This window comes from Microbispora sp. NPDC004025 (genome assembly GCF_053604425.1).
This window is the reverse complement of record NZ_JBSGHN010000004.1, coordinates 304,919-316,490: the sequence shown is the minus strand read 5'-3', so window position 1 is coordinate 316,490 and position 11,572 is coordinate 304,919. Positions and strand designations below refer to the sequence as shown.

General features: G+C 70.0%; 9 protein-coding genes. All 9 read left to right on the top strand.

What is annotated here, in order from left to right; all coding sequences use genetic code 11:
• Positions 1-33 precede the first annotated feature (33 nt).
• The 9 genes from ACWEQG_RS13415 (at position 34) to ACWEQG_RS13375 (ending at position 11,436) form a co-directional block, all read left to right on the top strand.
• A complete protein-coding gene (locus tag ACWEQG_RS13415) occupies positions 34-2,388 on the top strand; it encodes an NADH-quinone oxidoreductase subunit G (RefSeq protein ID WP_452285090.1) in 2,355 nt (784 codons plus the stop codon).
• Positions 2,385-3,746, top strand: a complete 1,362-nt coding sequence (gene nuoH / locus ACWEQG_RS13410; protein WP_452284464.1) for an NADH-quinone oxidoreductase subunit NuoH — start codon at positions 2,385-2,387, stop codon at positions 3,744-3,746. The genes ACWEQG_RS13415 and nuoH overlap by 4 nt, the downstream gene beginning before the upstream one ends.
• A complete protein-coding gene (nuoI, locus tag ACWEQG_RS13405) occupies positions 3,733-4,248 on the top strand; it encodes an NADH-quinone oxidoreductase subunit NuoI (RefSeq protein ID WP_111700538.1) in 516 nt (171 codons plus the stop codon). Before nuoH ends, nuoI begins: the two co-directional genes overlap by 14 nt.
• Positions 4,241-5,170, top strand: coding sequence for an NADH-quinone oxidoreductase subunit J (locus tag ACWEQG_RS13400; protein WP_452284462.1), 930 nt, complete (start codon positions 4,241-4,243; stop codon positions 5,168-5,170). Before nuoI ends, ACWEQG_RS13400 begins: the two co-directional genes overlap by 8 nt.
• A complete protein-coding gene (gene nuoK / locus ACWEQG_RS13395) occupies positions 5,167-5,463 on the top strand; it encodes an NADH-quinone oxidoreductase subunit NuoK (RefSeq protein WP_030506864.1) in 297 nt (98 codons plus the stop codon). Before ACWEQG_RS13400 ends, nuoK begins: the two co-directional genes overlap by 4 nt.
• A gap of 66 nt (positions 5,464-5,529) precedes the next feature.
• Complete coding sequence (gene nuoL, locus ACWEQG_RS13390; protein ID WP_452285087.1) at positions 5,530-7,371, top strand: NADH-quinone oxidoreductase subunit L; 1,842 nt, start codon at positions 5,530-5,532, stop codon at positions 7,369-7,371.
• Positions 7,371-8,876 carry an NADH-quinone oxidoreductase subunit M gene (locus ACWEQG_RS13385; protein ID WP_452284460.1) on the top strand — a complete coding sequence of 502 codons (1,506 nt, stop codon included), beginning with the start codon at positions 7,371-7,373 and terminating at the stop codon, positions 8,874-8,876. The genes nuoL and ACWEQG_RS13385 overlap by 1 nt, the downstream gene beginning before the upstream one ends.
• Positions 8,876-10,429: an NADH-quinone oxidoreductase subunit NuoN gene (nuoN, locus tag ACWEQG_RS13380; protein WP_452284458.1), complete on the top strand. Its 1,554-nt coding sequence runs from the start codon at positions 8,876-8,878 to the stop codon at positions 10,427-10,429. The genes ACWEQG_RS13385 and nuoN overlap by 1 nt, the downstream gene beginning before the upstream one ends.
• A gap of 11 nt (positions 10,430-10,440) precedes the next feature.
• A complete protein-coding gene (locus ACWEQG_RS13375; protein WP_452284456.1) occupies positions 10,441-11,436 on the top strand; it encodes a polyprenyl synthetase family protein in 996 nt (331 codons plus the stop codon).
• Positions 11,437-11,572 lie beyond the last annotated feature (136 nt).

Below are 11,572 nucleotides of genomic sequence, written 5' to 3'. Positions count from 1 at the left end.
CAGACGACGCAGCCGGAGCAGCCGGTCGTGGACATGGTCTCCCTGACCATCGACGGCTTCCAGATCAGCGTCCCCAAGGGCACGCTGATCATCCGGGCCGCGGAGCTGCTGGGGATCCAGATCCCCCGGTTCTGCGACCACCCGCTGCTCTCGCCGGCGGCCAACTGCCGCCAGTGCCTGGTCGAGATCCCCGACGCGGGCAACGGCCGCGGCTTCCCCAAGCCGCAGCCGTCCTGCGCGATCGAGGTCGCCGAGGGCATGGTGGTCAAGACGCAGCTCACCTCGCCGGTGGCCGAGAAGGCCCAGCGCGGCGTGATGGAGATGCTGCTGCTGAACCACCCGCTCGACTGCCCGGTCTGCGACAAGGGCGGCGAGTGCCCCCTGCAGAACCAGGCCATGTCGAACGGCCAGGGCGAGAGCCGGTTCACCGAGCAGAAGCGGACGTTCGAGAAGCCCGTCCCGCTGTCGAGCGAGGTGCTGCTCGACCGCGAGCGGTGCATCCAGTGCGCCCGCTGCATCCGGTTCTCCGAGCAGATCGCCGGTGACCCGCTCATCGACTTCTTCGAGCGCGGGGCCAAGGAGCAGGTGGGCGTCGCCGACGGCGAGCCGTTCCAGTCCTACTTCTCGGGCAACACCATCCAGATCTGCCCGGTGGGCGCGCTGACCGGCGCGGCCTACCGGTTCCGCTCCCGCCCGTTCGACCTGGTCTCCACGCCGAGCGCGTGCGAGCACTGCGCGTCGGGCTGCTCGCTGCGCACCGACCACCGCCGCGGCAAGGTCACCCGCCGTCTGGCCGGGGACGACCCGCAGGTCAACGAGGAGTGGAACTGCGACAAGGGCCGCTGGGCCTTCACCTACGCCACCGCACCCGACCGGCTGCGGTCGCCGCTGGTCCGTGACGAGAGCGGCAAGCTCGTCCCGACCTCCTGGCCGGACGCGCTGGCCGTCGCGGCCGAGGGCCTGCTGCGGGCCCGGGGCAAGGCCGGCGTGCTGGTCGGCGGGCGGCTCACGGTCGAGGACGCCTACGCCTACAGCAAGTTCGCCCGGATCGCCCTCGGCACCAACGACATCGACTTCCGGGCCCGCCCGCACTCCGAGGAGGAGGCGCGCTTCCTCGCCCACGCCGTCGCCGGCAAGGGCATCGAGGTCTCCTACGCCGACCTGGAGACGGCCCCGGCCGTGCTCCTGGCCGGGTTCGAGCCCGAGGAGGAGTCGCCGATCGTCTTCCTGCGCCTGCGCAAGGCGGCGCGCAAGCGGGGCCTGAAGGTCTACTCGCTCGCGCCGTTCGCCACGCCGGGCCTGGCCAAGATGCAGGGCACGCTGATCCGCACGGCGCCCGGCGCCGAGGCCGAGGCGCTCGGCGACCTGGTCGGCGGCGACGTGCTGCCCGCCGGCTCGATCGTCCTCGCCGGCGAGCGGCTGGCCACCGCCCCCGGCGCCCTGTCCGCGCTCGTACGGCTCACGCAGGCCACCGGCGCCCGGCTCGCCTGGGTGCCGCGCCGGGCCGGTGAGCGCGGCGCGCTGGAGGCGGGCGCCCTGCCGGGCCTGCTGCCGATCGGCCGCCCGGCCTCCGACGAGGCCGCCCGTGCGGAGGTCGCCCGGGTGTGGGGCGTCGGCTCGCTGCCCGGCGCGCCCGGCCGCGACACGGCGGGCATCATCGAGGCCGCGCTGAACGACGAGGTCGACGCGCTGGTCGTGGCGGGTGTCGACCCCTACGACCTGCCCGACCCGGCCCGGGCCCTGGCGGCGCTGGAGAACACGCCGTTCATCGTCAGCCTGGAGATCCGCGCCAGCGCGGTCACCGACCGGGCCGACGTGGTCCTGCCGGTCGCCGCGGTGGCCGAGAAGTCCGGCACGTTCGTCGACTGGGAGGGCAGGGGCCGCTCGTTCGGCGTGGCCACGGCCGTCCCCGGTCTGATGAGCGACCTGCGGGCCATCGCCTCGATCGCCGACCAGATGGACGTCCACCTCGGCCTGCCCGACCCCGCCGCCGCCCGGCGGGAGATGGCCACGCTCGGCTCCTGGAAGGGCACCCGCCCGGCCGCGCCGGCGGTCACCGGCCGTCCGGTCAGGGAGCCGCAGGCCGGCGAGGCCGTGCTGGCGACCTGGCACCTGCTGCTCGACGACGGCAGGCTGCAGGACGGCGAGCCGTACCTGGCGGGGACCGCCCGCTCGACGGCGGCGCTGCTGTCGGAGGCGACGGCCGCGGAGATCGGCGCGGTCGACGGCGGCAAGATCACCATCGGTGACGACGTGGTCGTGCCGGTGCGCGTCGCGGACCTGCCCGACCGGGTCGTGTGGGTGCCGTCCAACTCCGCCGGCCTGTCGGTCACGCGCGACCTGCGCGCGGTCGCCGGAGACGTCGTAAAGATCGGGAGCGTCTCGTGAACAACCCCGGACCCACGCTGAGCGACTTCGGCCACGATCCCCTGTGGATCACGATCATCAAGGCCGTCGCGATCTTCGTGTTCCTGATGCTGGGCGTGCTGATGGGCGTGTGGACCGAGCGCAAGCTCATCTCGCGCATGCAGCACCGCTACGGCCCCAACCGCGCAGGTAAATTCGGCCTGCTGCAGACGGTGGCCGACGGCCTGAAGATGGGCCTGAAGGAAGACATCATGCCACGCACCGTGGACAAGGTGATCTACTTCCTGGCCCCGGTGATCATCGCCGTCCCGGCCTTCCTGGCCTTCTCCGTCGTGCCGTTCGGGCCGATGGTGTGGATGTTCGGCCACAAGACGCCGCTGCAGCTCACCGACCTGCCGGTCGCGGTGCTGCTGGTCCTGGCCACGGCCTCGATCGGCGTCTACGGCGTGGTGCTCGCCGGATGGGGCTCCCGCTCGCCGTACGCCGTGCTGGGCGGCCTGCGCTCGGCCGCCCAGGTCGTGTCGTACGAGATCGCGATGGGCCTGTCGTTCGTCGCGGTGTTCCTCCAGGCGGGCACGCTGTCCACCTCGGAGATCGTGGCGAAGCAGGCGGGCGGCGGCACCTGGGACATCGGCGCGCTGTCCATCCCGATGCCGTCCTGGTACGTGGTCTCGCTGATCCCGTCCTTCCTGATCTACGCGATCACGATGCTGGGTGAGACGAACCGCGTGCCCTTCGACCTCCCCGAGGGCGAGGGCGAGCTGGTCGGCGGCTTCCACACGGAGTACTCCTCCTCGCTGAAGTTCGCGATGTTCATGCTCGCCGAGTACGTGAACGTCTTCACCGTCTCGGCGATGGCGATCACGTTGTTCTTCGGCGGCTGGCGGGCCCCGTGGCCGATCTCCATGTGGGACGGCGCGAACTCCGGCTGGTGGCCGCTGCTGTGGTTCTTCATCAAGCTGGTCATCGCGTTCGGCTTCTTCGTCTGGGTCCGCGCCTCGCTGCCGCGGGTCCGGTACGACCAGCTCATGGCCTTCGGCTGGAAGGTGCTCATCCCGGTCAACCTGGCCTGGATCCTGATGGCCGCCACGTTCAAGGCGCTGCGCCTGCCGGACAGCAACCGGGCGGTCATCATGACCATCGGCGCGGTCGTCATCATCGGCGCCCTCGCGATCTGGCTCCGGTTCGACACGGTCAACCAGCGCCGCAAGGAGGCCAAGGCCGCCCAGATCGAGGAGGAGTTCGAGCAACTGCGGGAGGAGCCGGTCGCGGGCGGGTTCCCCGTACCGCCGCTCGACGCCCCGCACTACCACGGAGTCGTGCCCGCCGCGCGTCTCAATTCCGACGCCGCCAAGGAGGTGACCAGTGGGAGCAACTGATTGGCTGAACCCGATCAAGGGATTCGGCGTCACCTTCCACCACATGTTCAAGAAGCCGGTGACCGTCAACTATCCGGAGGAGAAGCGGCCCACCGCGCCGCGCTTCCACGGAAGGCACCAGCTGAACCGGTGGCCCGACGGGCTGGAGAAGTGCGTCGGCTGTGAGCTGTGCGCCTGGGCCTGCCCGGCCGACGCCATCTACGTCGAGGGCGGCGACAACACCGACGAGGAGCGTTTCTCGCCGGGTGAGAGGTACGGCCGCGTCTACCAGATCAACTACCTGCGCTGCATCCTCTGCGGGCTGTGCATCGAGGCGTGTCCCACCCGGGCGCTCACGATGACCAACGAGTACGAGCTCGCCGACTCCAGCCGCGAGTCGCTGATCTTCACCAAGGAGATGCTCCTCGCACCGCTGGGACCGGGCATGGAGCAGCCGCCCCACCCGATGCGCCTCGGCGAGACCGAGGAGGACTACTACCGGTTGGGTCGAAGCAATGGGTGAGTCCATCACGTTCTGGGTGCTCGCGGTCATCTCGGTGATCGCCGCGCTCGGACTCGTCTTCAGCCGCAGGGCCGTCTACTCGGCCCTCATGCTCGGCGTCGTCATGCTCTCGCTGGCGGTGCTGTACGCGGTCCAGGACGCTCCGTTCCTGGCGGCCGTGCAGATCATCGTCTACACCGGCGCGGTCATGATGCTGTTCCTGTTCGTGCTCATGCTCGTGGGCGTGGACTCGTCCGACTCCCTCGTGGAGACGATCAGGGGCCAGCGGTTCTGGGCCATCGTGGGCGGGCTCGGCTTCGCCGTCCTGCTCGCGGCCGGCATCGGCAACGCGGTCGTCGGCGCCCCCAGGGGCCTGACCGCCGCCACCCAGGCGGGCAACGTGCCCTCCCTGGCCGAGCTGATCTTCACGCGCCACGTGTTCGCCTTCGAGGTGACCTCGGCGCTGCTGATCACGGCCGCGCTCGGCGCGATGGTGCTCGCGCACCGGGAGCGCAGCGAGCCCAAGCCGACCCAGAAGGACCTGTCCCGGCAGCGCTTCGTCGCCTTCGGCAAGACGGGCAAGAACCCGGCGCCGCTGCCCGGCCCCGGCACCTACGCCCGGCACAACGCCATCGACATGCCGGCGCTGCTGCCCGACGGGTCGGTCTCGCCGCTGTCGGTCAACCGGTACATCGCGCGCTACGAGGAGTCCCAGGGCATGCTGCCCCCGGAGGTCGCCCGCGTGCTGGAGCAGGAGGAGGCCGCTCAGCGGGCCAACGGGCACTCCAACGGGCACAGCACCCCGACGGTCGCCGAGGAGGCCAGGGACGGCGGTCCCGACACCGAGCCCATGGCCGAAGAGGGCCCGGTGGAAGAGGGCGTCGTGGCCGGCCGGGTCGTCAGCTCCCGCGCTGACGCCCGGAGCGAGGAGGACGGCAAGTGACCACGCACTACCTGGTGCTCTCCGCGCTGCTGTTCGCGATCGGCGGCGTCGGCGTGCTCGTACGGCGCAACGCCATCGTGGTGTTCATGTGCGTCGAGCTCATGCTCAACGCCTGCAACCTGGCGTTCGTCACCTTCGCCCGGCAGAACGGCAACCTCGACGGCCAGCTCATCGCGTTCTTCGTGATGATCGTGGCCGCCGCCGAGGTGGTCATCGGCCTGGCCATCATCGTGACGATCTTCCGAACCCGCAGGTCCGCGTCGGTCGACGACGTCAGCCTGCTGAAGTACTAAGAGGTGGCCGTGGAACCCGCTGAGATCATCCAGCACTCCGGCGGAGCGATCGGAGCAGCCTGGCTCATGATCGCTCTGCCCCTGGTGGGAGCGGCGGTCCTCCTGCTGGGCGGCCGGAGGACCGACAAGTTCGGCCATCTGCTGGGCGTGCTCATGGCCGTCGCGTCCTTCGTGGTGGCGGCGCTGTCGTTCGTACAGCTCCTCGGCTTCGCCCCCGGCGAGCGCCGCCGCGGGATCGAGCTTTACGACTTCATCCCGGGCCTGGCGAAGGTGGGCCTGCTGGTCGACCCGCTGTCGATCTCGTTCTGCCTGCTGATCACCTTTGTGGGCTCGCTGATCCACGTCTACTCGATCGGCTACATGGCGCACGACCCGAACAGGCGGCGGTTCTTCGCCTACCTCAACCTGTTCGTCGCGGCGATGCTCCTGCTGGTGCTGGCCGACAACTACGTCGCCCTGTTCGTCGGCTGGGAGGGCGTCGGCCTCGCGTCGTACCTGCTGATCGGGTTCTGGCAGCACAAGCCCTCGGCGGCGACCGCGGCCAAGAAGGCGTTCATCGTCAACCGCGTCGGCGACTTCGGCCTGCTGATCGGCATCTTCACGATCTTCGCGACGTTCCACACGCTGGCCTTCGACGGCGTCCTGGCGAACGCCGACAAGGCGTCCTCCGGCACGCTCACCGCGATCGGCCTGCTGCTGCTGGTCGGCGCCTGCGGCAAGTCGGCCCAGCTCCCGCTGCAGTCCTGGCTCCTCGACGCGATGGAGGGCCCGACCCCGGTCTCGGCCCTCATCCACGCGGCGACCATGGTCACCGCCGGCGTCTACCTGATCGTCCGGTCCGGCCCGATCTTCGTCGGCACCGAGACCGCGCAGCTCGTGGTGACGATCGTCGGCGTCGCGACGCTGCTCGCCGGTGCGATCATCGGTACCGCCAAGGACGACATCAAGAAGGCGCTGGCCGGTTCGACGATGTCGCAGATCGGCTACATGGTGCTCGCCGCGGGCATCGGCCCGGCGGGCTACGCCTTCGCGATCGCGCACCTGATCACGCACGGCTTCTTCAAGGCCGACATGTTCCTCGGTGCGGGCTCGGTCATGCACGCTATGAACGACGAAGTGGACATGCGGAAGTACGGCGCGCTGCGCAAGGTCATGCCGCTCACGTTCTGGACGTTCCTCATCGGCTACCTGGCGATCATCGGGTTCCCGCTGCTGTCCGGCTACTTCACCAAGGACGGCATCATCGAGACCGTGATGGAGCACAACGCCGTCCTCGGCTGGCTGGCCGTGCTCGGCGCGGGCATCACCGGCTTCTACATGTCGCGCCTGGTGTTCATGACGTTCTTCGGCACCAAGCGCTGGGAGCCCACGGCCCACCCGCACGAGTCGCCCGCCGTCATGACGGTGCCGCTGATCGTCCTGTCGGCGGGTGCGGTCGTCCTGGGCTGGATCCTCATCATGGACAACCGGTTCATGACCTTCCTCGCCCCGGCCGTCGGCGCGCCGGAGGAGATGCCCTCGTTCCACCCGTTCAGCGTCCCCGGCCTGGCCACGCTCGCGCTCGTCGCGGTCGGCGCGGCCTTCGCCTGGATGAAGTACGGCAGGGCCGAGGTGCCCGCGGTCGCCCCGCGCGGCTCGTTCCTCACCACCTTCGCCCGTCGTGACCTGTACGGCGACGCCCTGAACGAGGCGCTGTTCATGCGCCCCGGCCAGTGGCTGACCCGCCTGGCCGTGTTCTTCGACAACCGCGGCGTCGACGGCCTCGTGAACGGCCTGGCCGCGGGCATCGGCGGCACGTCCGGGCGCCTGCGCCGGGTCCAGACCGGGTTCGTCCGCTCGTACGCGCTGTCGATATTCCTGGGTGCCGCCGTCCTGGCCGGTGCCTGGCTCGTCGTAGGGAACCTGTGATGCCCTGGCTTTCAACCCTGATGGGCGTGTCCGTACTCGGCGCGCTGGGCGTGACCCTTGTCCGCAACGACAAGCTCGCCAAGCAGTTCACCCTCGTGGTGTCGCTGATCGTGCTGGCGCTGACCGTCGCCATGGCGGTCCAGTTCAGCCCGAACGGCGACAAGTTCCAGTTCGCCGAGACGTACGACTGGATTCCCGCGTTCGGCGTCCACTACGGCGTCGCCGTGGACGGCATCGCTCTGGTGCTCATCCTGCTGTCGGTGATCCTCGTGCCGATCGTGGTGCTCGCCTCCTGGCATGACGCCGAGGCCGGCAAGCGCTCGGTCCGGACGTACTTCTCGCTGCTGCTCGTGCTCGAGGCCATGATGATCGGCGTCTTCGCGGCGACCGACGTCTTCCTCTTCTACGTCTTCTTCGAAGCCATGCTGATCCCGATGTACTTCATGATCGGGTCGTACGGCGGGGCGCAGCGGTCGTACGCGGCCGTGAAGTTCCTGCTGTACTCGCTGTTCGGCGGGCTGCTGATGCTGGTGGCGGTGATCGCGCTCTACTCGATCGCCGGCAAGGGCACGTTCATGTTCACCGACCTGGTCGGGACCATCCAGGACGTGACGACGCAGAAGTGGCTGTTCCTCGGCTTCTTCATCGCCTTCGCGATCAAGGCACCGCTGTGGCCGTTCCACACCTGGCTGCCGGACGCCGCCGCCCAGGCCCCGGCCGGCGCGGCCGTCCTGCTGGTCGGCGTGCTGGACAAGGTCGGCACGTACGGCATGCTGCGCTTCTGCCTCGAGCTGTTCCCCGACGCCGCGAAGTTCTTCACGCCACTGGTCATCACGCTGTCGGTGATCGGCATCGTGTACGGCGCGATCGTGGCCATCGGGCAGACCGACATGAAGCGGCTTATCGCCTACACCTCGGTGTCGCACTTCGGCTTCATCGCGATGGGCGTGTTCGCGATGACCACCAGCGCGGGCGCGGGCGCCACGCTCTACATGGTCAACCACGGCTTCTCGACCGGCGCGCTGTTCCTGATCGCGGGCTTCCTCATCTACCGCAGGGGCTCGCAGTTCATCGCCGACTACGGCGGCGTGCAGAAGGTCGCCCCGGTCCTCGCCGGGACGTTCCTGGTGGCCGGCCTGTCCAGCCTCTCGCTGCCCGGTCTCAGCACGTTCGTCAGCGAGTTCATGGTGCTGACCGGCACCTACCAGCGGTACGTCGTCCCGGCGGTGATCGCCACCGTCGGTGTCATCCTCGCCGCGATCTACATCCTGTGGATGTACCAGCGGACGATGAACGGCCCGACGGCCGAGTCGGTCAAGTCGCTGCCCGACCTGAACGCCCGGGAGAAGTGGGTGGTGGCGCCGCTCGTCGCGCTGCTGCTGGTGTTCGGCTTCTATCCGAAGCCGCTGCTCGACGTGATCAATCCCGCCGTGAAGGACACGCTGTCGAGCGTGTCGGTCACGGACCCGCAGCCGGCCGTACCCGTTGCTCAGGAGGGCCAGTAGTGAACGGCACCATTGAGGCGCCCACGATCGAGTACGCCCAGCTGGCGCCGCTGCTCGTCGTCTTCGGCGCGGCGATCGTCGGCGTGCTTGTGGAGGCGTTCGCCCCGCGCTACCTGCGCTCGGCGATCCACCTGCCGCTCACGCTGCTGTCGCTGGCCGGCGCGTTCGCGCTGGCCGTCTGGCAGGCGGTCAAGGGTGTGCCCACCAAGCCCGCCGCGATGGGCGCGGTGGCCGTGGACGGCCCGGCGCTGTTCATCTGGGGCACGATCCTCATCCTCGCCTTCGTGAGCGTGCTGCTCATCAAGGACGAGGAGCACTTCGTCGGCTCCGCGGCGGCCGTGCCGGGCTCGGCCGAGGAGGAGCAGTCGCTGGTCGAGCGCGCCACGCACACCGAGGTCTACCCCCTGCTGCTGTTCGCGGTCGGCGGCATGCTGCTGTTCCCGGCGGCCAACGACCTGCTCGTGGCGTTCGTCGCCCTCGAGGTCATGTCGCTGCCGCTGTACCTGCTGTGCGGCCTGGCCCGGCGCCGCCGCCTGCTGTCGCAGGAGGCCGCGGTCAAGTACTTCCTGCTGGGCGCGTTCTCCTCGGCCTTCTTCCTGTACGGCACGGCCCTGCTCTACGGCTTCGCCGGCTCGGTCGACCTCGTGAAGATCAACCAGGCGCTCGGCGCGGTCGGCGGCCAGGACACGCTGCTCTACATCGGCGCGGCCATGCTCGGCGTCGGCCTGCTGTTCAAGATCGGCGCGGCGCCGTTCCAGGCGTGGAAGCCGGACGTCTACCAGGGCTCGCCCACGCCCATCACCGCGCTGATGGCCTCCGGCACCCTGGTGGCCGCCTTCGGCGCGCTGCTGCGGGTGTTCTGGGTCGGTCTCGGCGGTCTCGACTGGGACTGGCGCCCGGTGCTGTACGGTGTGGCGATTCTCACGATGGTGGTCGGCGCGGTCCTCGCGATCACGCAGACCGACATCAAGCGGATGCTCGCCTACTCGTCCATCGCGCACGGCGGCTTCCTGCTCATCGGCGTGATCGCCACCGGTCACACCCAGGCCGAGAACACCTCGGCCCTGTCCGGCCTGCTGTTCTACCTGGTGGCGTACGGCTTCACCACGGTGGGCGCGTTCGCGGTCGTCACGATGGTGCGCGACGCGGGCGGCGAGGCGTGGCACCTGTCCCGCTGGGCCGGGCTCGGCAAGCGCTCGCCGCTGCTGGCCGGGGTCTTCGCGTTCTTCCTGCTGGCCTTCGCCGGTATCCCGCTGACCAGCGGGTTCTTCGGGAAGTACGCGGTCTTCCAGGCGGCCGTCGCCAACGGCGCCACGCCGCTGGTCATCATCGGCGTGGTCGCCTCGGCCGTCGCCGCGTTCTTCTACGTCCGTGTGATCGTGCTGATGTTCTTCAGCGACCCGGCCGCCGACGGGCCGTCCGTCGTGCTGCCCTCGCGGGGGACCGCGGCGGTCGTCGGTGTCGCGGCATTGGCTACGGTAGTTCTCGGGGTTTATCCCCAGCCCGTGCTGGACCTCGCGCACACGGCAGCACAGTCCCTGTTCGTCCGATAGGAGATCTCCGTATGGCCGCGCCGCCCGTTGTGGACATTCCTCTCGTAGACGAGCGGCTGGCCGACGACCTCGCGGGCGGGCTCGCGGCGGTGGAGAAGCTGCTGCGCTCGTCGGTCGAGAGCGAGGACGCCTTCGTCACCCAGACGTCCAGGCACCTCATCGAGGCGGGCGGCAAGCGGTTCCGGGCGATGCTCGTGCTGCTGGCCGCCCAGTTCGGCAACCCCGACGCCCCGGGCATCGTGCCCGGGGCCGTCGTCATCGAGCTGACCCATCTGGCCACGCTCTACCACGACGACGTGATGGACGAGGCCCCGGTGCGCCGGGGCTCCCCGTCCGCCAACGCCCGGTGGGACAACACCGTGGCCATCCTCACCGGCGACTACCTGTTCGCCCAGGCGTCGGAGATCCTCGCCGACCTCGGCGCCGAGCTCATCCGGATCCAGGCGCGTACGTTCTCCCGCCTGGTGCGCGGTCAGATCCGCGAGACGATCGGGCCCGCCGAGGGCTCCGACGCGATCGCCCACTACATCGGCGTGCTGGCCGACAAGACCGGCTCCCTGATCGCCACCTCGGGCCGCTTCGGCGCCATGCTCGCCGGTGCTCCCCCGGAGGTGGTCGATCGCCTGACCGACGCCTGCGAGGCGATCGGCGTGGCCTGGCAGCTCGGCGACGACCTCATCGACGTGGCCGCGCCCACGGCCGACTCGGGCAAGACCCCGGGCACCGACCTGCGCGAGGGCGTCCGCACCCTCCCGGTGCTGTACGCCCTGACCTCCGACGACCCCGCGGACGAGCGGCTGCGCGCACTGCTGTCCGGGCCGGTGGCCGAGGAGGACGTCGAGGAGGCGCTGAGGCTGCTGCGGGCCCACCGGGCCATGGACCAGGCCCGCGAGGAGCTCACCCGCTGGATCGGCCGGGCCAAGAGCGCCCTCGCCGGCCTGCCCGACATCCCCGCTCGTACGGCCCTGATCGCCCTGTGCGACTACGTCGTCGACCGCACCGGCTGACCGGCTCGTAAGTCGTTAGGCGGCCGGGGCATCCCAGGGACCGCCGACAGATGGGCCTCCGGGGCATGGCGGGTGGTGTTGTGCGCCTACAACCGGCTCGGCATGCGGATCGCCGCGACGCTGACGGGCGCGATGA